Annotated in this window: 18 protein-coding genes and 1 pseudogene; 15 read left to right on the top strand and 4 right to left on the bottom strand. The window is 67.9% G+C overall.

Translation table 11 applies throughout. From position 1 onward, the window contains the following. Positions 1–82 precede the first annotated feature (82 nt). Complete coding sequence (locus WS92_RS20875; RefSeq protein ID WP_059934677.1) at positions 83–907, bottom strand: outer membrane protein assembly factor BamD; 825 nt, start codon at positions 905–907, stop codon at positions 83–85. A 53-nt stretch (positions 908–960) separates the two neighbouring features. Between WS92_RS20875 and WS92_RS20870 the strand changes: the two genes are divergently transcribed. The 11 genes and pseudogenes from WS92_RS20870 to WS92_RS20815 all read left to right on the top strand — a co-directional run bounded on the left by WS92_RS20870 (position 961) and on the right by WS92_RS20815 (position 14,487). Continuing rightward, positions 961–2,148 carry an RluA family pseudouridine synthase gene (locus WS92_RS20870; protein ID WP_059934678.1) on the top strand — a complete coding sequence of 396 codons (1,188 nt, stop codon included), beginning with the start codon at positions 961–963 and terminating at the stop codon, positions 2,146–2,148. Positions 2,149–2,154: 6 nt separating this feature from the next. Further along, positions 2,155–3,024, top strand: a complete 870-nt coding sequence (gene pgeF, locus WS92_RS20865) for a peptidoglycan editing factor PgeF (RefSeq protein WP_059934679.1) — start codon at positions 2,155–2,157, stop codon at positions 3,022–3,024. A 502-nt stretch (positions 3,025–3,526) separates the two neighbouring features. Beyond that, entirely contained in the window at positions 3,527–5,326 is a 1,800-nt protein-coding gene (phaC, locus tag WS92_RS20860) for a class I poly(R)-hydroxyalkanoic acid synthase (RefSeq protein ID WP_059934680.1), read from the top strand. A gap of 96 nt (positions 5,327–5,422) precedes the next feature. Continuing rightward, the gene (locus WS92_RS20855; protein WP_015601259.1) at positions 5,423–6,604 is read left to right on the top strand and encodes an acetyl-CoA C-acetyltransferase; all 1,182 of its coding nucleotides are present in this window, start codon (positions 5,423–5,425) and stop codon (positions 6,602–6,604) included. Positions 6,605–6,732: 128 nt separating this feature from the next. After that, complete coding sequence (locus WS92_RS20850) at positions 6,733–7,473, top strand: 3-ketoacyl-ACP reductase (protein ID WP_009912154.1); 741 nt, start codon at positions 6,733–6,735, stop codon at positions 7,471–7,473. 137 nt (positions 7,474–7,610) lie between these two features. Beyond that, a complete protein-coding gene (gene phaR, locus WS92_RS20845; RefSeq protein WP_015602025.1) occupies positions 7,611–8,183 on the top strand; it encodes a polyhydroxyalkanoate synthesis repressor PhaR in 573 nt (190 codons plus the stop codon). A 575-nt stretch (positions 8,184–8,758) separates the two neighbouring features. Beyond that, the gene (rimO, locus tag WS92_RS20835; protein WP_082744109.1) at positions 8,759–10,150 is read left to right on the top strand and encodes a 30S ribosomal protein S12 methylthiotransferase RimO; all 1,392 of its coding nucleotides are present in this window, start codon (positions 8,759–8,761) and stop codon (positions 10,148–10,150) included. Positions 10,151–10,152: 2 nt separating this feature from the next. Further along, a complete protein-coding gene (locus WS92_RS20830) occupies positions 10,153–11,079 on the top strand; it encodes a sugar kinase (protein ID WP_059934682.1) in 927 nt (308 codons plus the stop codon). Positions 11,080–11,177: 98 nt separating this feature from the next. Then, the gene (gene bktB, locus WS92_RS20825) at positions 11,178–12,362 is read left to right on the top strand and encodes a beta-ketothiolase BktB (RefSeq protein WP_059934683.1); all 1,185 of its coding nucleotides are present in this window, start codon (positions 11,178–11,180) and stop codon (positions 12,360–12,362) included. A gap of 16 nt (positions 12,363–12,378) precedes the next feature. Then, a pseudogene (locus WS92_RS20820) lies at positions 12,379–12,986 on the top strand (hypothetical protein). A gap of 316 nt (positions 12,987–13,302) precedes the next feature. Then, on the top strand, positions 13,303–14,487 hold the full coding sequence (locus WS92_RS20815) for a cystathionine beta-lyase (protein WP_059934684.1): 1,185 nt from the start codon (positions 13,303–13,305) through the stop codon (positions 14,485–14,487). Positions 14,488–14,560: 73 nt separating this feature from the next. On the opposite strand, the gene serB is transcribed toward WS92_RS20815, so the two are convergent. After that, positions 14,561–15,406 carry a phosphoserine phosphatase SerB gene (gene serB, locus WS92_RS20810; RefSeq protein ID WP_059934685.1) on the bottom strand — a complete coding sequence of 282 codons (846 nt, stop codon included), beginning with the start codon at positions 15,404–15,406 and terminating at the stop codon, positions 14,561–14,563. Positions 15,407–15,616: 210 nt separating this feature from the next. Between serB and WS92_RS20805 the strand changes: the two genes are divergently transcribed. Next, complete coding sequence (locus tag WS92_RS20805; RefSeq protein WP_059930687.1) at positions 15,617–16,732, top strand: ISAs1 family transposase; 1,116 nt, start codon at positions 15,617–15,619, stop codon at positions 16,730–16,732. 517 nt (positions 16,733–17,249) lie between these two features. Next, entirely contained in the window at positions 17,250–17,795 is a 546-nt protein-coding gene (locus tag WS92_RS20800; protein ID WP_059930834.1) for a DUF6013 family protein, read from the top strand. Positions 17,796–18,024: 229 nt separating this feature from the next. Here WS92_RS20800 and fetB read toward each other — a convergent pair whose 3' ends face one another. Both fetB and WS92_RS20790 read right to left on the bottom strand, forming a co-directional pair. After that, a complete protein-coding gene (gene fetB, locus WS92_RS20795; protein ID WP_059930832.1) occupies positions 18,025–18,843 on the bottom strand; it encodes an ABC transporter permease in 819 nt (272 codons plus the stop codon). Continuing rightward, a complete protein-coding gene (locus WS92_RS20790; protein ID WP_059930831.1) occupies positions 18,840–19,535 on the bottom strand; it encodes an ABC transporter ATP-binding protein in 696 nt (231 codons plus the stop codon). Before WS92_RS20790 ends, fetB begins: the two co-directional genes overlap by 4 nt. A gap of 133 nt (positions 19,536–19,668) precedes the next feature. On the opposite strand from WS92_RS20790, the gene WS92_RS20785 reads away from it, so the two are divergent. Continuing rightward, the gene (locus WS92_RS20785; protein WP_059930828.1) at positions 19,669–22,224 is read left to right on the top strand and encodes an AsmA family protein; all 2,556 of its coding nucleotides are present in this window, start codon (positions 19,669–19,671) and stop codon (positions 22,222–22,224) included. Positions 22,225–22,400: 176 nt separating this feature from the next. Then, a complete protein-coding gene (locus tag WS92_RS20780; RefSeq protein ID WP_061083897.1) occupies positions 22,401–23,993 on the top strand; it encodes an ABC-F family ATPase in 1,593 nt (530 codons plus the stop codon). Positions 23,994–24,114: the final 121 nt, after the last annotated feature.

The raw sequence follows: 24,114 nt of genomic DNA, 5'->3' as shown, positions 1-24,114 counted from the left end.
AAAAAGAAAAACCCGGCTCGACCAGGCCGGGTTTTTCTTTCATGCGCCGGTCGCGCACGAAGCGCGACGCGCGATGCTCAACTCAGAACTGCCACCACGATTTCTTCGCACCCGGCCGCGCATGGCCCGTGACGTAGGGGCTGTCCGGGAACGTCGACGCGAGCACGCGTTTCGTGTCGTCGGCGAGCTGCGGCTGATTCAGCTTCGCGTACGACAGCATCATGATGTGCAGCGCGTCCTCGATCGCCGGCGCGTTCTTGTATTCCTTGATCGCGAGCTGCGCGCGGTTGATCGCCGCGACATAAGCGCCGCGCCGGTAGTAGTAGTCGGCCGCGTGCACTTCGTGCGACGCGAGCGCGTTGACGATGTAGCGCATCCGCGCGGCCGCATCGGGCGCGTACTTGCTCTTCGGATAGCGGTCGACGACGACCTTGAACGCGTCATACGATTCGCGCAGCGCCTGCGGATCGCGCTCGCTCATGTCCTGGCCGGAGAAGCGGCCGAAGAGACCGAGGTCGTCGTTGAAGTGGATCATCCCCTTCAGGTAGTACGCGTACGCGACATCCGGGTGATCCGGGTGGAGCTGGATGAAGCGGTCGACCGCCTGGTCGGCGGAGGCCGTTTCGTTGTCCTTCCAGTTGCAGTAGGCGACGTTGATCTGAGCCTGCTGCGCGAAGTGGCCGAACGGGTCGCGCCCCTGCAGCGCCTCGAAATATTTCGCGCACTTGCCCCAGTCGCCGCCCGTCAATGCATCCTGAGCCTCTGAGTATAATTTGTTGTTCGACCAGGTTGCCGTCTCGTCGCTCTTCTGCGGCAAGCCGTGGCAACCCGCGACGAGCACCGCGGCCGCCGCCAGCGCGGCCCAGGCGGCCGCAGGTTTTGCGACGCGTTTGGTCGAATGCATCATGGTGAAAAGGGCTCGCATTGTCCTAGCTTCAAGTCTCAAGTGACCCAGTTTAAATGACCCGTTCAAGTTCGTTGAATGCCCGTGCGGGCAAGTCAAACCGCGACGATTATAGCCCAAGCGCCAGCCCCGCCGACGCTTCTGCCGGCGATTCGCTCGACGACGATCTGACGAGCGACGCGCTCGTCGCGCCAGCGGGCGCCGATGCCGGCGCCGATGCGCCGCGCGTCGTCGGCGTGCCGCCCGCGCTCGCGGGCGAGCGCCTCGACAAGGCGCTCGCGCAGTTGTTCCCCGAGTTCTCGCGCAGCCGTCTGCAGCAGTGGATCGAGTCGGACCGCGTGCGCGTCGACGGCGCGCCCGCGAAGATCCGGCAGCCCGTGCCGCTCGGCGCGACGATCGAGCTGCTGCCGGATCTGTTGCCCGAGCAACTCGCGTTCACGCCGGAGCCGGTGCCGCTTTCGATCGTCTACGAGGACGAAGCGATCGTCGTCGTCGACAAGCCGGCCGGCCTCGTCGTTCACCCGGCGGCCGGCAACTGGAGCGGTACGCTGCTCAACGGCCTGCTGCACCGCTATGCCGACGCGGCCGGCCTGCCGCGCGCGGGCATCGTGCATCGGCTCGACAAGGAGACGTCGGGCCTGATGGTCGTCGCCCGCACGCTCGCCGCGCAGACGGATCTGATCCGTCAATTGCAGGCGCGCACGGTGAAGCGCCGCTATTTCGCGCTCGTGTGGGGGCAGATGCCCGACGAGGGCACGATCGACGCGCCGATCGGCCGCGATCCGCGCGAACGCACGCGCATGGCGGTCGTCACGGGCGCGGCGGGCAAGCCTGCGCGCACGCATTTCCGCGCGGTCGACACGACGCTGTGGGAGCGTCAGCCGGTGTCGGCGATCCATTGCGATCTCGAAACCGGGCGCACGCACCAGATCCGCGTGCACTGCGCGCACGTCGGGCATCCGCTGCTCGGCGATCCGGTGTACGGCCGCGCGCGCGGCAAGCGCTCGGTCACGCCGCTGCCGGGCGGCTTCGCGCGGCAGGCGCTGCACGCATGGCGGCTCGGCCTCGTTCATCCGGCGACCGGCCGGACGATGCAATGGCGCGCGCCGCTGCCGGCCGATCTCGCGGCGCTCGTCGAGGCGCTCGGCTTCGGCGCGGACGATGCGGAATTCGGCGACGACGACGCGGTCTATGACGACGGTTACGATGAAGGCATCCCGTATGCCGACGACGATGAGGACTGACTGCCGATGACGACGTTGCGACCCCTGACGCTGGCCGATTGCGTGCAACCCGACTGGCATGCGCCGCCGCGCGTGCGCGCGCTCGTCTCGACGCGCAACGGCGGCGTGAGCGAGCCGCCTTATGGCGGGTGGAGCGGCTGGGGTGGCCGGGGCGGTCAGGGCGGCGAGGTCGCGGGCGGGATGAACCTCGGCCGGCACACCGGCGACGATCCCGCGCATGTCGATGCGAATCGCGCGCGGCTGCTCGCGTTGACGGGCCAGCCGCGCGCCGCGTGGCTCGAGCAGGTCCACGGCACGGATGTCGTGCGCGCGGAGGACGTGCTCGCCGCAAGCGCGGCGGATGCGGGCGAGGGCGGCGTCGTGCGCGCGGATGCGAGCGTCGCGGCGACGCCGGGCGCCGTCTGCGTCGTGATGGTCGCCGACTGCCTGCCGGTGCTGCTGTGCGACGAAGCGGGCCGCGCGGTCGGCGCCGCGCATGCGGGCTGGCGCGGCCTCGTCGCGGGTATCGTCGAGAAGACGGCCGAGCGCGTCGCGGCGCTGGCGGGCGACGGCGCCGGCAGCCTGCACGCGTACCTCGGCCCGGCGATCGGGCCGACCGCGTTCGAAGTCGGCGCCGACGTGCGCTCGGCCTTTCTCGATGCGGCGCCGCTCGCCGATTACGCGGCGACGGAACGCGCATTCGCGCCGCGCGCGGACGCGCCCGGCAAGTATCTGGCGGATCTCTACGCGCTCGCGCGGCTGCGCCTCGCGCGTGCCGGCGTCACGCGCGTGAGCGGCGGCACCGCGTGCACGGTGACCGAGCGCGAGCGCTTCTATTCGTATCGCCGCGATCGCGTGACGGGCCGGATGGCCGCGATGATCTGGCTCGCCGACTGACGGCCGTCGGTTGCGAGCGGCGTCGTGGCGACTGGCCGCGACGGCATGCCGGCGCTGTTCCTGCCGCGCCGCGGCGCGCGGATTGCTGCGCCGCACCGTGCGATGGTTGTCATCGAGATCGCTTAGGCTCTTGCCGGCCGAACGGGCCGGACATCCCCGCCGCGCGTCGCGCGGCGCGTCCCGCAACAATCATTCCGGTTGTCGAAGCATGTGTTGTCGGAGGTGACGGATCACATGGGGAAAACGATAATGATAAAACTACTGCACTGCGGCAGAATCTGGAGAAGCGCTCCGGAACACGACGCCCGGCCGGACGGGGCGCGCAGTGGGTGGTCGACTTCATGCGGCTCGAGCAGGATTTCCAGGGTCCCCGCAGGCAACACCGAGGAACCACCGAGGAACCACCGTTAAGGCAGGTATGACAGCATCGAAAAAATCGTCGACGTCCTCTCGCACGGATACTCCCCAGGGCCGCAACACAGCCGGATCGGCGGCCCAGCCCATGCAACAGTTGTTCGAGTCCTGGCTCGACGCATGGCGCAGCTTCGCGGAACCGGCCCGGGCGGCTGCGGGCGGCGCACCCGCGCAGTCGCCGTTCGCGGCGTTCCAGACGCCTCAGCCGTTTTCGTTCGCGATGCCGAAGATGCCGCCGATGCCGGACTGGTCCGGCGCGGCCGCGTCGCCCGCCGGGCTCGCGCCCGTCGCGTCGGTGCCGCCCGCGCGGCTGCAGAAGCTTCAGGCCGATTACTCGCGCGAGTGCATCGCGCTGATCCAGCAGGCGAACGTCGCGACGCCGACCGTTCCTGAACTGAAGGATCGGCGCTTCAGCTCGGATGCGTGGAAGGCTTCGCCCGCGCACGGATTCGCGGCCGCCTGGTATCTGCTGAACGCACGCTATCTGCAGGAGCTCGCCGACGCGCTCGAGACCGATCCGAAGACGCGCGAGCGAATCCGCTTCACGGTCCAGCAGTGGACGGCCGCCGCGTCGCCGAGCAACTTCCTCGCGCTCAATCCGGAGGCGCAGAAGAATCTCGTCGAGACGCAGGGCGAGAGCCTGCGTCTCGGGATGATGAACCTGCTCGCCGACATGCAGCGCGGCAAGATCTCGCAGACGGACGAATCGCAGTTCGTCGTCGGCGAGAATCTCGCGGTGTCGGAAGGCGCGGTCGTCTACGAGAACGATCTGATCCAGTTGATCCAGTACAAGCCGACGACGCCGACCGTCTTCGAGCGGCCGCTGCTCATCGTGCCGCCGTGCATCAACAAGTTCTACATCCTCGATCTGCAGCCCGAGAACTCGCTCGTCGCGCACGCGCTGTCGTGCGGCCATCAGGTGTTCCTCGTGTCGTGGCGCAATGCCGATGCATCGGTCGCGCACAAGACATGGGACGACTACATGGACGAGGGCCTGCTCGCCGCGATCGACGTCGTCCAGCAGGTGAGCGGGCGCGAGCAGATCAACACGCTCGGCTTCTGCGTCGGCGGCACGATGCTTGCGACGGCGCTCGCGGTGCTCGCCGCGCGCGGCGAGCACCCGGCCGCGTCGATGACGCTCCTCACCGCGATGCTCGACTTCTCCGACACGGGCATTCTCGACGTGTTCGTCGACGAAGCGCACGTGCAGATGCGCGAGCAGACCATCGGCGGCAAGAACGGCGCGCCGGCGGGCTTGATGCGCGGTGTCGAGTTCGCGAACACGTTTTCGTTTCTGCGTCCGAACGATCTCGTGTGGAACTACGTCGTCGACAACTACCTGAAGGGCCGCACGCCCGAGCCGTTCGATCTGCTGTACTGGAACGGCGATTCGACGAGCCTGCCGGGCCCGATGTACGCGTGGTATCTGCGGAACACCTATCTCGAGAACAAGCTGCGCGAGGCGGACGCGCTCACCGTGTGCGGCGAGCCCGTCGATCTGTCGCGGATCGACGTGCCGACGTTCATCTACGGCTCGCGCGAGGATCACATCGTGCCGTGGCAGACCGCGTACGAATCGACGTCGCTGCTGACGGGGCCGCTGAAGTTCGTGCTCGGCGCGTCGGGCCACATCGCGGGCGTGATCAACCCGCCCGCGAAGAACAAGCGCAGCTACTGGAGCTACGACGCGGATGCAAAGGCGCTGCCGGAATCGGCGAACGACTGGCTCGACGCGGCCGTCGAGCATCCGGGCAGTTGGTGGCCGGTGTGGATCGAGTGGCTCGATCAGTACGGCGGCAAGAAGGTGAAGCCGCGCGCGCAGCCCGGCTCCGCGCACTTCCCGGTGATCGAGCCCGCGCCCGGCCGGTATGTGATGCGACGCGATTGACGAACGACGGAAGGCGGAGCACGCTTTGCGTCGCCACCGATTTTTAACAGGGCGGTTCGCGGCGCGCCGTGCCGCGTTCGTTCGGAGGATAGTGAAATGACTGACGTAGTGATCGTATCGGCCGCGCGCACCGCGGTCGGCAAGTTCGGCGGCTCGCTCGCGAAGATCGCCGCGCCCGAGCTCGGCGCGACCGCGATCCGCGCGGTGCTCGCGCGTGCGGGCGTGAAGCCTGAGCAGATCAGCGAAGTGATTCTGGGCCAGGTGCTGACGGCGGGCTCGGGCCAGAACCCGGCGCGTCAGGCGCTGATCGCGGCGGGGCTGCCGAACGCCGTGCCGGGCATGACGATCAACAAGGTGTGCGGCTCCGGCCTGAAGGCCGTGATGCTCGCCGCGAACGCGATCGTCGCGGGCGACGCGGAGATCGTCGTCGCGGGCGGTCAGGAGAACATGAGCGCCGCGCCGCACGTGCTGCCGGGCTCGCGCGACGGCTTCCGGATGGGCGACGCGAAGCTCGTCGACAGCATGATCGTCGACGGCCTTTGGGACGTCTACAACAAGTACCACATGGGCGTCACCGCGGAGAACGTCGCGAAGGAATACGGGATCACGCGCGAAGAGCAGGACCAGTTCGCGGCGCTGTCGCAGAACAAGGCGGAAGCCGCGCAGAAGGCGGGCCGCTTCGACGACGAGATCGTGCCGATCGAGATCCCGCAGCGAAAGGGCGAGCCGCTTCGCTTCGCGACCGACGAGTTCGTGCGTCACGGCGTGACGGCCGAGGCGCTCGCGGGCCTGAAACCCGCGTTCGCGAAGGACGGCACGGTGACGGCCGCGAACGCGTCCGGCATCAACGACGGCGCGGCCGCGGTGCTCGTGATGTCGGCGAAGAAGGCCGAGGCGCTCGGCCTCGAGCCGCTCGCGCGGATCAAGGCTTACGCGAACGCGGGCGTCGATCCGAGCGTGATGGGCATGGGCCCCGTTCCGGCGTCGCGCCGCTGTCTCGAGCGCGCGGGCTGGTCGGTCGGCGACCTCGACCTGATGGAGATCAACGAGGCGTTCGCCGCGCAGGCGCTCGCGGTCCACAAGCAGATGGGCTGGGACACGTCGAAGGTCAACGTGAACGGCGGCGCGATCGCGATCGGCCATCCGATCGGCGCGTCGGGCTGCCGGATTCTCGTCACGCTGCTGCACGAGATGCGCAAGCGCGATGCGAAACGCGGCCTCGCGTCGCTTTGCATCGGCGGCGGGATGGGCGTCGCGCTCGCGCTCGAGCGCCCGTAACGCCAATCAGGAGGCACCCGAGCCGGCCGCGCCGACGGGCGCGCGGCCAGGCGAACGGGCGGATCGGCATGCAGGCGACGGAGAGGTTGCCGCTCGGCGCTTCTCAAAACGATAATGGAGTGATGGTTATGTCTCAGCGAATTGCTTACGTAACGGGCGGCATGGGCGGCATCGGTACGAGCATCTGCCAGCGCCTGCACAAGGACGGCTTCCGGGTGGTCGCGGGCTGCGGCCCGAATTCGCCGCGCCGCGTGAAATGGCTCGAGAACCAGAAGGCGCTCGGCTTCGATTTCTACGCATCCGAAGGCAACGTCGGCGACTGGGATTCGACGAAGCAGGCGTTCGACAAGGTGAAGGCCGAGATCGGCGAGATCGACGTGCTCGTCAACAACGCGGGCATCACGCGCGACGTCGTGTTCCGCAAGATGACGCGCGAAGACTGGACGGCCGTGATCGACACGAACCTGACGAGCCTCTTCAACGTCACGAAGCAGGTGATCGACGGCATGGTCGAGCGCGGCTGGGGGCGCATCATCAATATTTCGTCGGTGAACGGCCAGAAAGGGCAGTTCGGCCAGACCAACTACTCGACCGCGAAGGCGGGCATTCACGGTTTCACGATGTCGCTCGCACAGGAGGTCGCGACGAAGGGCGTGACGGTCAACACGGTGTCGCCGGGCTACATCGGCACGGACATGGTGAAGGCGATCCGTCCGGACGTGCTCGAGAAGATCGTCGCGACGATTCCGGTGCGCCGTCTCGGCTCGCCCGACGAGATCGGCTCGATCGTCGCGTGGCTCGCGTCGGAAGAGTCCGGCTTCGCGACGGGCGCCGATTTTTCGCTGAACGGCGGCTTGCATATGGGCTGAGCCATTCGGCCGGGCGGCGCATGCCGTCCGGCCGTGTGGGTCGGATGTTCCGGGAACGCCCGGTTCCGCGCGCGGCTCGCGCCCGCGTGCGGCGCCGGGCGCCGTCACTGCGCGCATCAGGCGCTCAAAGGCGTTACATGACTACTACAAAGAAAACTGGCGAACGGCTGATCAAGAAGTATCCGAACCGCCGTTTGTACGATACGGAGACGAGCACCTACATTACGTTGACCGACGTGAAGCAACTCGTGCTCGAACAGGAGGACTTCAAGGTCATCGATGCGAAAAGCAGCGAGGACCTGACCCGCAGCATCCTGCTGCAGATCATTCTCGAAGAGGAGAGCGGCGGCGTGCCGATGTTCTCGTCGTCGATGCTCTCGCAGATCATCCGGTTCTACGGGCATGCGATGCAGGGGATGATGGGCGCGTATCTGGAGAAGAACATCCAGGCGTTCATCGACATCCAGAGCAAGCTTGCCGACCAGTCGAAGAACCTGTACGAGAACAACGCGATGAATCCGGAAGTCTGGTCGCAGTTCATGAACATGCAGGCGCCGATGATGCAAGGGATGATGACGAGCTACATCGAGCAGTCGAAGAACATGTTCGTGCAGATGCAGGAGCAGATGCAGAACCAGGCGAAGACGATGTTCAGCTCGTTCCCGTTCAAGCCGGCGACGCCGCCGGGCAGCGAGCCGGAGAAAAAGTAGACGCAACGCGCGACGTCGTGCGACGTCTTTCGCCGGGACCGTGGCCGGAATGCGACCCGGCTGCGTTGCGATACCGCATGTGTCGTCGCTCCGTGAACCCGCTTGCGGCTCGGCGGGGCGGCATCGATTGCGCTCGGCGGGCGCATCGCCCGAGGGGCCGCGGCTTGCCGCGCGTCATCGGGCGGACGTCGCAATCGCATGCAGGAAACGGCGCCGCGCAGGCGCCGTTTCTTTTCGGGGTGGGATGCGCCCGAATGATGCCGCCGCGGCAGACGGGCAGGCGGCCGTTTCGTCTGCGACGCACGCGCTGCATTCGCGAACCCGACTCCTGAAGCTGTCGGCCGGCCTCGCGCGTCTGCCGTGTACGAGCGCGATGGGCGCGTGCTACGTCGGGGCGATCCGGCTCATGAGGCTCGTCACCAAGCAACTCGCAATCGGCGTCACGCATGCGGTCCGGGTGGGCGACGCGCTCGGTGTGCTCCCTCGGGGAAACGTCGCCGCGCGGAGGGTAAAATGCCGGCAAACCCAAGGCGTGCCGCCACCGGACGCCGTCCCCTCACGCATGGAAGCGATAGTTGGAAAATTCATTGAAATCACGCGGTAAGCCGCTCGCCGCGCCCAAGGTGGGCATGGTTTCGCTCGGGTGCCCAAAGGCGCTCGTCGACTCCGAGCAGATCATCACGCAACTGCGCGCCGAAGGCTACGAAATCTCCGGCACCTATGACGGCGCGGATCTCGTCGTCGTCAACACCTGCGGCTTCATCGACGAAGCGGTCCAGGAAAGCCTCGACGCGATTGGCGAAGCGCTCGCGGAAAACGGCAAGGTGATCGTCACCGGCTGCCTCGGCGCGAAGAAGAGCGCGAGCGGCTCCGGCCTCATCGAGGAAGTGCACCCGAAGGTGCTCGCCGTCACCGGCCCGCATGCGGTCGGCGAAGTGATGCAGGTCGTGCACAGCCATCTGCCGAAGCCGCACGATCCGTTCGTCGATCTCGTGCCGGCCGCGGGCATCAAGCTCACGCCGCGCCACTACGCGTATCTGAAGATCTCCGAAGGCTGCAATCACCGCTGCTCGTTCTGCATCATTCCGTCGATGCGCGGCGATCTCGTGTCGCGGCCCGTCGCCGAGGTGATGCTCGAAGCCGAGAACCTGTTCAAGGCCGGCGTGAAGGAACTGCTCGTGATCTCGCAGGACACGAGCGCGTACGGCGTCGACGTCAAGTACCGCACGGGCTTCTGGAACGGACGGCCGCTCAGGACGCGGATGACCGAGCTCGTCGGCGCGCTCGGCGAACTCGCCGCGCAGTACGGCGCGTGGGTGCGTCTGCATTACGTGTATCCGTATCCGCACGTCGACGAAATCATCCCGATGATGGCGCAAGGCCCGCTCAAGGACCACGTGCTGCCGTATCTCGACGTGCCGTTCCAGCACGCGCACCCGGACGTGCTCAAGCGCATGAAGCGCCCGGCGAACGCGGAGCGGGTGCTCGAGCGCGTGCAGAAGTGGCGCGAGATCTGTCCGGATCTGACGATTCGCAGCACGTTCATCGCGGGCTTTCCGGGCGAGACCGAAGCGCAATTCGAGACACTCCTCGACTTCATTCGCGAGGCGGAGCTCGATCGCGTCGGCTGCTTCGCGTATTCTCCGGTCGAGGGTGCGAGCGCGAACGAGCTCGACGGCGCGCTGCCCGACGACGTGCGCGAGGCGCGCCGCGCGCGCTTCATGGAAGTCGCCGAGGAGGTGTCGGCCGCGCGCATCGAACGCAAGGTCGGCAAGACGCTCAAGGTGCTGATCGACGAGGTCAACGAAGAGGGCGGCGTCGGCCGCACCGCGGCCGACGCGCCCGAGATCGACGGCGTCGTCTACGTCGAGCCGGCAACGAAGGCGTCGAAGCGGTACAAGGTCGGCGATTTCGTGTCCGTGAAGATCACGGGCGCCGACGGCCACGATCTTTGGGGCGAGGTCTGACGATGCCGGCGACGTCTCCGGACGTGCTCGCGCTCGGCGAGGCGATGGTCGAATTCAATCAGGCGCGGCCGGGCGAGCCGAACTATCTGCAGGGCTTCGGCGGCGATACGTCGAACTTCTGCATCGCCGCCGCGCGGCAGGGTGCGCGCGCGGGTTTCGTGTCCGCGGTCGGCGACGATCATTTCGGCCGGTTGCTGCTCGATCTGTGGCGTCGCGAGCGCGTCGACACGTCGTGCGTGCGGATCGACGGCAGCGCGCCGACGGGCGTCTATTTCGTGTCGCACGGCGAGCACGGCCACGCGTTCGATTATCTGCGCGCGGGCTCGGCCGCGAGCCGCTACGCGATCCGCGATCTGCCGCTCGACGCGCTCGCGGCCGCGCGCTTCGTGCATCTGTCGGGCGTGAGCCTCGCGATCAGCACGAGCGCGTGCGATGCGGCGTTCGCCGCGATCGGGCACGCACGTGCGAACGGCGCGCGCGTGAGCTTCGACACGAACCTGCGGCTCAAGCTTTGGCCGCTGCCGCGCGCGCGGGCGGTGATGACGGAGGCGCTGCGCCATACGGACGTCTGCCTGCCGAGCTGGGATGACGTGACGGCGCTCACCGGGCTCGTCGAGCGCGACGCGATCGTCGATGCGATGCTCGGCCTGGGGCCGAGCATCGTCGCGCTGAAACTCGGCCGCGAAGGCGCGTATGTCGCGACGCCCGACGAGCGGCGCGCCGTGCCCGGCTTCTCCGTCGACGCGCTCGACGCGACAGGCGCGGGCGACTGCTTCGGCGGCGCGTTCGTCGCGCGGCTCGCCGCAGGCGACGATCCGTTCTCGGCCGCGCGCTACGCGAACGCGGCGGCCGCGCTGTCGACGCAAGGCTTCGGCGCGGTCGCGCCGATTCCGTCGCGTGACGCGGTCGAGCGGCTATTGGATGCGTGATCCGATGCGTGAATCCAGAGCTGGTCCGAATGCATGACGCGCACGATCGCGGTCGCGCGCTCGATCGGTTTTCATCAAGAGAAGAGAGGGAGGCAACGATGCAACGCGAAGTAGTGGTGGTAAGCGGCGTACGCACCGCGATCGGCGATTTCGGCGGCAGCCTGAAGGACTTCGCGCCGACCGAGCTCGGCGCGCGGGTCGTGCGCGAAGCGCTGTCGCGCGCGCAGGTGTCGGGCGACGAAGTCGGCCACGTCGTGTTCGGCAACGTCGTGCACACGGAACCGAAGGACATGTATCTCGCGCGCGTCGCGGCGATCAACGGCGGCATCGCGCAGCACGCGCCCGCGCTGACGCTCAACCGCCTCTGCGGCTCGGGCCTGCAGGCGATCGTGTCGGCCGCGCAGGGCGTGCTGCTCGGCGACGCGGACATCGCGGTCGCGGGCGGAGCGGAGAACATGAGCCGCGCGCCGTACTCGGTGCCGGTCGCGCGCTTCGGCCAGCGGATGGGCGACGCGAAGCTCGTCGACATGATGGTCGGCGCGCTCAGCGATCCGTTTCAGTCGATTCACATGGGCGTGACGGCCGAGAACGTCGCGGCGAAGTACGGGATCACGCGCGACGCGCAGGACGCGCTCGCGGTCGAATCGCATCGGCGCGCGTCGCATGCGACGAAGTCCGGCTACTTCAAGGAGCAGATCCTGCCGATCGAGATCGCATCGCGCAAAGGCACGGTCGTGTTCGACGCCGACGAGCACGTGCGCCACGACGCGTCGCTCGACGATTTCGCGAAGCTCAAGCCCGTGTTCGCCAAGGAGAACGGCACGGTGACGGCGGGCAACGCATCGGGCATCAACGACGCCGCCGCCGCGGTCGTGCTGATGGAGCGCAGCGTTGCCGAGCAGCGCGGCGCGAAGCCGCTCGCGCGCCTCGTCTCGTATGCGCACGCGGGCGTCGATCCGGCGTACATGGGCATCGGCCCCGTGCCCGCGACGAAGAAGGCGCTCGAGCGCGCGGGCATCACGGTCGCCGATCTCGACGTGATCGAGGCGAACGAGGCGTTCGCCGCGCAGGCGTGCGCGGTGTCGAGCGAGCTCGGCTTCGATCCGGCGAAGGTCAACCCGAACGGCTCGGGCATTTCGCTCGGCCATCCGATCGGCGCGACGGGCGCGCTCATCACCGTGAAGGCGCTGTACGAGCTGCAACGGACCGGCGGGCGCTACGCGCTCGTCACGATGTGCATCGGCGGCGGGCAGGGCATCGCCGCGGTGTTCGAGCGTCTGTAACGAGAGGGCCGCGCAGTTGAAGCTGATCACCGGAATCCGCGGCGCGGCGCTCGCCGCCGCACTTGCGACGGCGGCGGGGCTCGCGTTCGCGCAGTCTCCCTCTCAGGGCGTGGCGGCTTCCGCGGGCGCGGCCGATGCGGCGTCCGCCGCCGCGCCGCAGGCGGACGCGCCGCCGCCCGCCGCGCCGCTCAAGCCGAATCCGGCGTATGCGCGGCTGCCGCGCTACGAAGGGACGGTCGGCGGCCGGCAGGTCGTCGTGCGTCTCGGGCCGAAGACGGACGAGCCGGGCGTGCATGGCGAGTGCCAGTATCTCGACACGGGGGCGGTCGTCCTGCTCGCGGGCGATCGCGACGGCGACACGCTCGAGATCGAGGAATCGGACGACGGCACGAACATCACGGGCGTGTGGATCGGCCGCTTCGATGCGTCGGGCGGCTTGTCCGCCGACAGGATGAACGCCGATCAGTCGGATCCGCTGCCCGTCGCGCTGCGCCCGGCGGGCGGCGCGCCCGCGCCGTCGCATGCGGCGGGCGCGCAGCCCGCGCCCGCCGCCGCAGGCGCGCCGCAGGCGGGCGTCCGGGGCAGTCGATCGACGGCGTGAGCAATCTGCGGACCGCCGAATAGCGAACGCGGCGGGTCGGCGCGGCGGCCGAGTCTCCCGGTCGCCGATCGGCGCTTGCCGGGCGGCTCAACGGGCCGGGTAGCTCAACGGTTTTGGGCGATGCGGCCGGGGCTCGGCGGTCTCTTGCCGGTCCTCTTGCCAGTCCCCCTTACCGGCCCCATCTGTTGCCCCCGCTCCCGCATCGGTCTCGGGCGCGGGCGCCTCTCGCCGGCACGGTCGCGGCCGCGCCGACTGTACCGGGCCAAACGTGTGGAATCCGGCTAAGCTAGCCGGGTTTCCAATCTTTTCCGGCTCGTTTTGCGCCGAGCCCTCCCAGTGATGACCGCATCCATTCCCAAGCGCGCGCTCCAGACGCGCGTCGTCCAGCCGGACGATCGCATTCCCGCCGGTTTCGAATCGTTCGTCGTGCCGGTCGCGCGAGCGTCGACGGTCGTGTTCCCCGATCTCGCGACGATGCGCAACCTCGACTGGCACCAGGATGGCCAGTGGCGCTACGGGTTGCACGCCACGCCGACGTCGCTCGCGCTCGCGCAGCGGCTCGCCGAGATCGAAGGCGGCACGCACGCGCTGTTGCAGCCGTCGGGGCTCTCCTCGATCACGAACGTGTACTTCGGCCTCGTCAAGGAAGGTGACGACGTGCTGATTCCGGACAACGCATACGGGCCGAACGGCGATTTCGGCAAATGGCTGGCGAAGGATTTCGGCATCACCGCGCGCTTTTACGATCCGATGATCGGTGCGGGCATCGCCGATCTGATCCAGCCGAACACGCGCATCATCTGGCTTGAGGCGCCCGGCTCGGTGACGATGGAGGTGCCCGACGTGCGGGCGATCACGGCGGTCGCGCACTCGCGCGGGATCGTCACGGCGATCGACAACACGTATTCGGCGGGCCTTGCGTTCAAGCCGTTCGAGCACGGCGTCGACATCTCGGTGCAGGCGCTGACGAAGTATCAGTCGGGCGGCAGCGACGTGCTGATGGGCGCGACGATCACCGCCGACGACGAACTGCACGCGAAGCTGAAGCTTGCGCGGATGCGGCTCGGCATCGGCGTGTCGGCCGACGACTGCTCGCTCGTGCTGCGCGGCCTGCCGAGCATGCGGGCGCGTTTCGAGGCGCACGGCCGCAGCGCGCTGTCGCTTGCGCGCTGGCTGAAGACGCGTGCGGAGATCGCGGCGGTGCTGCATCCGCAACTGCCCGATTGCCCCGGCCACGAGGCCTTCATGCGCGACTTCACGGGCGCGGGCGGCCTGTTCTCGGTCGTGTTCGACGAGCGCTACGATGCGGCGCAGGTCGACCGCTTCGTCGAGGCGCTCGCGCTGTTCGCGATCGGCTGGAGCTGGGGCGGCGCATGCAGCCTCGCGATGCCGTACGACGTTCAGTCGATGCGCACGGGCAAGTGGCCGCATCGCGGCACGCTGGTGCGTTTCTATGTCGGCCTCGAAGATGAAGCCGATTTGCGCGCGGACATCGAGCGCGCATTCGCCGAAACGTTCGCGTAACGCGCGACATCGGACCGCGGCGGCGGTTCTTTCGGCCGCGCCGCGCGCGGGCCGGGCGAGCCTGAGCGCGGCCTCAGAACAGCCGCAGCAATCCGTCGAGGCCGACGTGATCGAACGCGGCGCTCGCCGCGCTGCGCACGACCGGCTTCGCGCGAAACGCGATCGAGAAGCCGCCGGCGGCCATCATCTTCAGATCGTTCGACCCGTCGCCGAGGACGATCGCGCGTGCGGGCTCGATGCCGAGCGCCGCGCACGTATCGCGCACCGCGCGCGCCTTCACGTCCGCGTTGACGATCTCGCCGACGACCCTGCCCGTCAGCTTGCCGTCGACGATCTCGAGCGTGTTCGAGTGCGCGAAGTCGAGGCCGAGCCGCGCCTTCAGGCGCTCGGTGAAGAAGGTGAAGCCGCCCGATACGAGCAGCGTCTTCAGGCCCGCCGCTTTCACGCCGGCAAGCATCGACTCGGCGCCCGGCGACAGCCGCAGCCGTTCTTCGTAGACGCGCTCGAGCGCGCTCGCGTCGAGGCCCGCGAGCAGCGCGACGCGGCGGGTCAGGCTCTCGTTGAAATCCTTGATCTCGCCGCGCATCGCCGCCTCGGTGATCGCCGAGACTTCGGCTTTCAGGCCGCAGAAGTCCGCGATCTCGTCGATGCACTCGATCGTGATCAGCGTCGAATCCATGTCCATCGCGACGAGTCCGAAGTCGGCAAGCTTGCGGGCCGCGTCGACGAACGCGTAGTCGAGCGCGTGCGCGCCGCAGTATGCGTCGATGTCGGCGCGCTGCGCGGGGTCGGCGCCCTCGATGCGGATCGACTGCGCGTCGAGCGGAACGACGCGCGCGCCGCGCGCGAGTGCGGCGAGCGGCTTGTAATGCGCGTCGGAGAGCGGCGCAGTGCTTTGAACGACGAGATTCGTGGTCATGGAAGTGTCACGGTGGAGCGGGTGGCGGCGCCGACCAAGGGGATGCGGCGAACCCGTTATTGTAGCCGGTTGCGACGCAGCGCCAGCGGACGGGCGGTAGGGGGACAGGGCTTCCGCATGAAGGCCCCCATGAATCAAGGCTGAGAGCGGAAAAGGTTGTTGTAAACATTTGGCGTCTCAGGTTTACTCTCGATTTTTGCCGGACGAGAGATGCCAACGATCATGGACGCGTTTGCCGAACTGCGAGACCCGCGCTGCCGCGCCTGCCGTTATCCGCTGGAGGAAGTCCTGTTTGCGGCGCTGTGCGCGGTGCTGTGCGGCGTGGAGGACTGGGAAACGATGACACTGTGGGGCCGCACGCAGCTTGCTTGGCTGCGTAGCCATCTGGCGTATGAGAACGGCGTGCCGTCGCCCGATACGTTCCGGCGGGTATTCGGCGCGCTCAGTGCGAAAGCGTTTGAGCGCTGCTTCATCGACTGGGTCGGGCAACTGTGTCCGGCGCTGGCTGGCCAGCATGTGGCGATTGACGGCAAGGCGGTGCGCGGCAACCGTAGCGGCACGCATGCGGCGCTGCATTTGGTGTCGGCATGGTGCTCGAACAACGGCTTGAGCCTCGGGCAAGTGAGCACGGCCGATAAGAGCAATGAGATCACGGCGATCCCGGAATTGCTGGCCGCGCTCGATTTGCAGGGCGCGACGATAACGATCGACGCGATCGGCACGCAGCACGAGATCGCACGCACGATCGTGGAGGCCGGGGCCGACTACGTTCTGGCGGTCAAGGACAATCAGCCGCGACTGGCCGAAGGCGTGCGCCAGTGGTTTGCGGCTGCCCAGGACGGCAAGCTCGAAAGCTCGTACTGGGAGCACACCGAACATGACAAAGGCCACGGGCGGCTGGAGACCCGGGTTTGCCGGGTCAGCGATGATGTGGCGTGGCTGAGCGGGACAGGACAGCACTGGGCGGGTCTCCAGCGGCTGGTGATGCTTGAGCGCACACGCCAGATTGGCGAGAAAGTGACGACCGAGCGCTGTTACTACATCAGCTCGAAAGCGGTGAAAGCAACTGAGATGGCTCCGATCATCCGTGCTCATTGGGGCATCGAAAACCAACTGCACTGGGTCCTCGATGTCTCGTGGGGCGAGGATGCCAGCCTGATCCGCGACACCCTGGCCGCCCGCAACATGGCCAGTCTGCGCAAGATCACACTCAATCTCGCCCGGCTGGCTCAGAGTCGGCAGCCCAAGAAGGTGAGCCTGAAGAACATCCGTAACCTCGCCGCATGGGATACCGCTATGCGTGACTCCATCCTCGGCCTTGCCTGACATGCCTCTTCATGCGGAAGCCCTGGGTAGGGGGAGGGCTCGGGCGTGTCCGATCGGACGGTGGCGGGCGGGGCGTGGCTGATCGCTGCGCATTCCCGGCTGGCGATTTCCGGCTCTCGGCTCTTGTGCGGACAGCGTTTGATACCGGACGTCGCCGTCAACTCGATTCGATGGTTCGAGCAACAAGGCGTGAAAATTTGCGATGGATCAAATTTGTCGTGCGCGCGCTTGGCGTCTTCGCCGTCGACGGCTTCACGTTCCGGCAGCATGCGAGCGAGTATGACGTATCCGCGATGCATCTCGTCCATTCCGGGCGATGCCGCGCGAAGCGAGCGCCCCGAGGCGAGTATCGAGCCCGTGATCGCGCGCCACGCACGCTCGGCGCGGATCGTGCAAGCAGGGGTAACACCCGATGCGCGGCAGGCGCCACGCGTGCCGCTTCGCGTTAGACTGGCATTGCGTCATGCATCGATAACCCGGCGATTCGCGCAGCACGTCGTCATAAAAGGAGGTCAGCATGAGTCAACGCATTCTGTCGCCGCTCGTCGCGTCGTGCGCCGCCGCGGTGCTGCTCTCGGCTTTCGCCGCGCATGCGGCGCCGCCCATCAAGGGCAGTGTGCTGGGCGGCAACGACGGCCAGCTTCAATACACGGTCAAGGTCGACTCGAAGCAGTTCGGCACGATGCAGGAGACGCGCAAGATCCGCTCCGGCGAAACCGACGATTACAACTGGAAGTCGGTGCCGCCGTCGGGCGCCGTGCCGATGCCCGACGCGTGCCCGAATGCGGACACGCTGCCGCGCGACGCGAACGGCGCGATGGTCCGGCAGGCGCAGGTGCGGCTCGCGCCATCCGTCGACAGCAAGGGCGTCGCGAACGTGCAACTGAGCTTCCAGGCGAGCGCGCCGAACGGCGCGAAGAAGGTCACGGTGAACGGCAAGACGCTGCAATGCCCGAATGTCGTATCGGTGAGCCAGGTCAAATGGCTGTCGGTCCCGACGGGCGGCTCGAAGTCGATCGCGATGCGCGACGGCACGAAGATCACGGTGTCGATCAAGCGGTGAACGGGGTGGCGCGGCGGCGTTCGCGTGGCGGATGGCGGCGGCGCGGCACGCACGCCGCATGACACGCCGGATGTCGGCGCGCGACTCGATAATCACTCGGATCACTCGGATCGGCGACAAGGCTCGCGCCAATCGCCAGTCCGCCGACTCGCCAAGCCGTTACGCCCCACGCGAATCGACGAACCATCAAGCGTCCGACGAGCGGGTCCACTCCACGGGCGTGCGCGTCTCACCCGCGATTCGCGGTCTTTTCCCGCTCGACGAGCCGCGATGCCAGAAACCGGTGCTCGGCGGAGAAGAGCCGCCGATAAGTCGACAGCACCGCGCCGACGGTGCCGAGCGCGGACGCCGCCGCGATCAGGAACATGATGACGATCTGATAGCGGACGGCCTGCAGCGGCGACTGCCCGGCGAGCACTTGGCCCGTCATCATCCCGGGCAGGCTCACGACGCCGACGACGGCCATCTGGTTGAGCGTCGGCAGCATGCCGGCGCGCACCGCCTGCCGCGCCGCGTCCTGCGCCGCTTCCCAGCGCGTCGCGCCGAGCGCGAGCGCCGTCTCGACGCGATCGCGCCGCGCGGTCAGCTCCTCCATCATCCGCTCGATGCCGAGCGACACGCCCGTCAGCGTGTTGCCGAGAATCATCCCGAGGATCGGGATCGCATATTGCGGCTCGTACCACGGATGGATGCGGATCACGACGAACAGCCCGATTGCCGCGACGAACCAGCTACTCGCCCAGATCGACAGGATGCTGTCGGCGCGCTGCCCCGCGTAGGTCCGCTTGCCGCGCGCGGCGCCCGCGAAGCCGGCGATCAGCGTCATCAGCGCGACGAGCGGCAGCACGACGTACCAGCGCGGATGGCCGAACACCCAGCCAAGCACGTAGCCGATCGCGAGCAACTGCACGACGGTGCGCGCGGCGGCCCACGCGAGCTTGCGGCCGAGGCCGAGCGACAGGGCGACCGAAATCGCGCCGTTGATCGCGACGAGCGCCGCCGCGATCCCGACGTCGACGAGGCTCAGGTCTTGCAGCGGCGTGTTCATCGCATGCCCTCCGTCGCGGCATCGCCGAGCACGCCGGCGCGCATCGTCAGGCGCCGGCGGCCGACGCGCGCCGCCTGCGCCGGGTCGTGCGAAATCCACAGATACGAGCGCGCGGCGGGCGCCGCGGCGAACCAGGCGGCCACGAGCGCCTCGATCGCGCGGGTCGAATCGGGATCGAGGGCGGACGTCGGCTCGTCGAGCAGCAGCACGTCGGGGGCGAGCTGCAGCACGCGCAGCAGCGCGGCGATCTGCGCCTCGCCGCCCGACAGCTCGCTCGCGGCCTTGCGCAGGAAATCGTCGCCGCGGCCCGCCTGCGCGGCGAGGCGCGCGACGCGCGCGCGGTCGAAGTGCGCATCGCGATAGACCGCGAGCGAATAGGGGTAGCGCAGCAGGTCCTCGACCGTGCCGTCGGCCGTCGCGGGGCGCTGCCGAACGTACGCGACGCTGCGCCGGTAGCGTGGGATGGCCGCGCGCGGCACGCGCTTGCCGTGCCAGAGCAATTGACCGCCGTCGATCGGATCGAGGCGCGCGAGAACCCTCAGGAACACGCTCTTGCCGGAGCCCGACGGGCCGGTGAGCGCGATCCGCTCTCCCGCCGCGAGCGAGAAATCGGTCGGGGCCAGGAGCGTTTTGCCGCTCGCCGCGTCGCGTCGCGTGATCTGTCGGGCTTCGATCAGGGCATCGGCTGTCATAAATGCAAAAAACGCAAAAAACGGTAAATGGGGGCGGGTGGCGCCGCATCGTGCGCCATAATAACTGTCAGTGGCAGCGTCGCGCACGCTGCGCGGCGCTGCCGGTTCAGGAAGAACAACGACGGAATCTGGCATGACGCTCACCCGTACCCTCGGCAAAACGGCGGCGTGGATCGTCGGCATCTTCGCGGTCTTGACCGCGGCGGTCGGCGTGTTCATCTTCACGTTCGACTGGAGCCGCGCGAAACCGTGGATCAACGAGCAGGCAAGCGCGTCGATCGGCCGGCCATTCGAGATCCGCGGCGACATCAAGGTCGGCTGGCGGCGGCCCGACGGCGAGACCGGCTGGCGCGCCTGGGTGCCGTGGCCGATGTTCTCGGCGCGCCAGGTCGTGATCGGCAACCCGCCCTGGGCGAAGGCGCCCGACTTCGCGACGCTCGACGAAGCGCGCTTCGAGCTCGCGCTGCTGCCGCTGCTCGCCCATGAGGTCGTGATCCCGACGATCGAGCTCGTCAATCCGGCGCTCGACATCGAGCGCCTCGCCGACGGCCGCAACAACTGGACCTTCGAATTCAAGCAGTCTTCCGGCCCGTCGCCGTGGAAGGTGCAATTGCGCGACTTCGGCTTCGCGAAGGGCACGGTCGCGTATCGCGATGCGATCACGAAAGCTGATCTGAGCGTCGCGGTCGACACGCTCGGCCAGCCGATCCCGCTCGGCGACGTGCTCCGGCAGCAGGAGGAAACGTCGCGAGCGGCGTCGGCGCAGCGGGTCGGCAAGAAGGGGGCGGCGCAACTGACCGCGAAGGCGAAGGCCCAGATTGTGTCCGAGGCGTCGGCAGCGTCGGCAGCGTCGGCGGCCGAAGCGCCCGGAACGGGCGGCGCTTCGGCGGCGAGCGGCGCACCGGGCGCACCGGGCGCACCGGGCGCACCGGGCGCGAATGGCGCGAATGGCGCGGCGCCGGCCGGCAAGGCTTCCGGGGGCAGCCAGGCGGCGTCGGCGCAGGCGGCGGGCAATCGGGTTTCGGCGAATGCGGGCGGCTCGCCGAAGACGGCTGCGTCGTCGTCAGGCGGCAGCGCCGCGGCGATTGCCGCCGGCAAGGTGCCCGCGTCGAATGCAGGCGGAGCGGCCGTTTCCGCAGCGGCCTCCGCCGCCGCTGTATCGACGACCGCGGCCGGGCCCGGCACAAGCAGCGCAAGCGGCACAAACGACACAAGCGGCGCAAGCGCGGCCTCCGCCGCTGCCGCGGCGAAGCGGCCGGCCGGTCCGACCTACGCGTTCGGCCTGACCGTCAAGGGCCGCTACAAGGGCGTGCCGATCGCCGGCACGGGCAAGATGGGCGGCGTGCTGTCGCTTCGCGATGCATCGCGGCCGTTCCCGCTGCAGGCCGACGTGAAGGCGGGCGACACGCGCCTCGCGATCGTCGGCACGCTCACCGATCCGGTCCATCTCGCCGCGATCGATCTGCGGCTGTGGCTGCAGGGCACGAGCATGTCGCATCTGTATCCGCTCACGGGCGTGACGCTGCCTGACACGCCGCCCTACGCGACCGAAGGCCGGCTCATCGGCCATTTCAAGCGAGGCGCGAGCACGTTCCGCTACGAGAACTTCAACGGCCGCGTCGGTGGCAGCGATCTGCGCGGCACGTTGACGTACCAGCAGCGCGCGCCCCGACCGCTGCTGTCCGGCGAGCTCGTGTCGAATCTGCTGCAATTCTCCGATCTCGCGCCGATCGTCGGCGCCGACACGGCCGCGAGCAAGGCGCAGCGCGGGGACACGACGAAGCAGCCGCCCGGCCGCGTGCTGCCTGTCGAGACGTTCCGCACTGACCGCTGGCGCGCGCTCGACGCCGACGTCAAGTTCACGGGCCGCAAGCTGATCAAGAGCGCCGCGCTGCCGATCACCGATCTGTACACGCACATCGTGATGACGGACGGCGTGCTGTCGCTCGAGCCGCTGAAGTTCGGCGTCGCGGGCGGCTCGCTCGCGACGACCGCGCATCTCGACGGCGGCACCGCGCCGCTCAAGGGGCGCTTCGCGGTGGCCGCGCGGCATCTGAAGCTCAGGCAACTGTTCCCGACGCAGAAGGTCATGCAGTCCGCGTTCGGCGAGATCAACGGCGATGCGGCGCTGTCGGCGACCGGCAACTCGCCCGCCGCGCTCGCGGCGACGTCGAGCGGCGAAGTGAAGATGCTGATGACCGACGGCGCGATCAGCCGCTTGCTGATGGAGGCGGCGGGCCTGAACGTCGCCAACGTCCTTTACGAGAAGATGTTCGGCGGCCACGACGTGAAGATCAATTGCGCGGCCGTCGATTTCGTGGCGACCAACGGCTTGCTCGACACGAAGCTGTTCGCGTTCGATACCGACGACGCGCTGATCAACATCGACGGCCCGATCGACTTGCGCAACGAGTCGATGAACCTGAAGGTCCATCCGCATACGAAGGGATTCCGCGTGTTCTCGCTGCGCTCGCCGCTCTACGTGAAGGGGACGTTCAAGAATCCGGACGTCGGCGTCGATGCGGGCGCGCTCGCGTTGCGCGCGGGCGCGATGGTCGGCCTCGGGCTCGTGAATCCGCTCGCGGCGCTGATCCCGCTGATCGCGCCGAGCAACAACAAGGACGTGCCGTGCCCGGAACTGTTCGCGCAATTGAAGGCGCCGCAGCAGGCGGCGAATGCGCGCAAGTGACGGGGGCGCGGGCTTGACGGATCGGCGCGCCGGGCAATTTATGCCGGCCGCTGTAGGAAAAGACAGGCGAATGGCGCGCCCGTTTTCGGGGCCCGAAGGGCATGCGGCGCAGCGATTCATCGACTCCTGCTAAAATGCCCGGTTTTCCGTCGATCTATCTCTTAACGGGATCTGCCGTGCTTTCTACCGCCAACATCACGATGCAATTCGGGCCCAAGCCCCTGTTCGAGAACATCTCGGTCAAGTTCGGGGAGGGCAACCGCTACGGCCTCATCGGAGCGAACGGCTGCGGCAAGTCGACCTTCATGAAGATCCTGGGTGGCGATCTCGAGCCATCGTCGGGCAACGTCGCGCTCGAGCCGAACGTTCGTCTCGGCAAGCTGCGCCAGGATCAGTTCGCATACGAGGACGTGCGCGTGCTCGACGTCGTGATGATGGGCCACACCGAGATGTGGGCCGCGATGACCGAGCGCGACGCGATCTACGCGAACCCGGAGGCGACCGACGACGACTACATGCACGCAGCCGAGCTCGAGGCGAAGTTCGCCGAATACGGCGGCTACGACGCCGAGGCGCGCGCGGGCGCGCTGTTGCTCGGCATCGGCATCGAGGAGAAATTCCACAATGGCCCGATGCGCGACGTCGCGCCGGGCTGGAAGCTGCGCGTGCTGCTCGCGCAGGCGCTGTTCTCGAACCCGGACGTGCTGCTGCTCGACGAGCCGACCAACAACCTCGACATCAACTCGATCCGCTGGCTCGAGGACACGCTCAACAACTACGATTCGACGATGATCATCATCTCGCATGATCGTCACTTCCTGAACTCGGTGTGCACGCACATGGCCGACATGGACTACGGCACGCTGAAGGTCTGGCCGGGCAATTACGACGACTACATGCTCGCGTCCGCGCAGGCGCGCGAGCGCCAGGCCGCCGCGAACGCGCGCGCGAAGGAGCGCGTCGCCGAGCTGCAGGACTTCGTGCGCCGCTTCTCGGCGAACAAGTCGAAGGCCCGCCAGGCGACGAGCCGCGCGAAGCAGATCGACAAGATCAAGATCGAGGAATTCAAGCCGTCGTCGCGCCAGCACCCGTTCATCCGCTTCGAGTACGAGAAGAAGCTGCACAACGTCGCGGTCGTCGCGCAAGAGATCACGAAGAAGTACGAGCGCACGATCTTCGAGAACTTCAACCTGTCGGTGCAGCCGGGCGAGCGCATCGCGATCATCGGCGAGAACGGCGCGGGCAAGACGACGCTGCTGCGTTCGCTGCTCGGCAACCTGGCGCTCGAGCACGGCACCGTGAAGTGGGCCGAGAACGCGAACGTCGGCTACATGCCGCAGGACACCTACGAAGCGTTCCCGAACGACGTCACGCTGATGGACTGGATCGACCAGTACCGCAGGGAGGGCGACGACGAAACGATGGTGCGCGGCACGCTCGGCCGCCTGCTGTTCTCGGCGGACGACATCAGGAAATCGGTGAAGGTGCTGTCGGGCGGCGAGAAGGGCCGGATGATCTGGGGCAAGCTGATGCTCGGCCGCCACAACGTGCTCCTGATGGACGAGCCGACCAACCACATGGACATGGAGTCGATCGAGTCGCTGCAGATCGCGCTCGAGAAGTTCGAGGGCACGCTGATCTTCGTGTCGCACGACCGCGAGTTCGTGAGCGGCCTCGCGAACCGGATCATCGAAGTGACGACGGACGGCAAGCTGACTGACTTCGGCGGGAATTACGAGGATTTCCTCGCGAGCAAGGGTTTGCAGTAAACGAAATCGTGACGGCGGCCCGATCGAAACCGGGTCGCCTGATCATCCGATCCGGCTTCGTGCGACGCAGGGCGGGAAGGGGCCGACAAGAGGCCCGTCCTCGGTCGGCGATTGGCCCCGT

Source organism: Burkholderia sp. MSMB1588, assembly GCF_001546925.1.
Taxonomy (GTDB): Bacteria; Pseudomonadota; Gammaproteobacteria; order Burkholderiales; family Burkholderiaceae; genus Burkholderia; species Burkholderia humptydooensis.
This window is presented reverse-complemented; position numbering and strand designations above follow the sequence as displayed.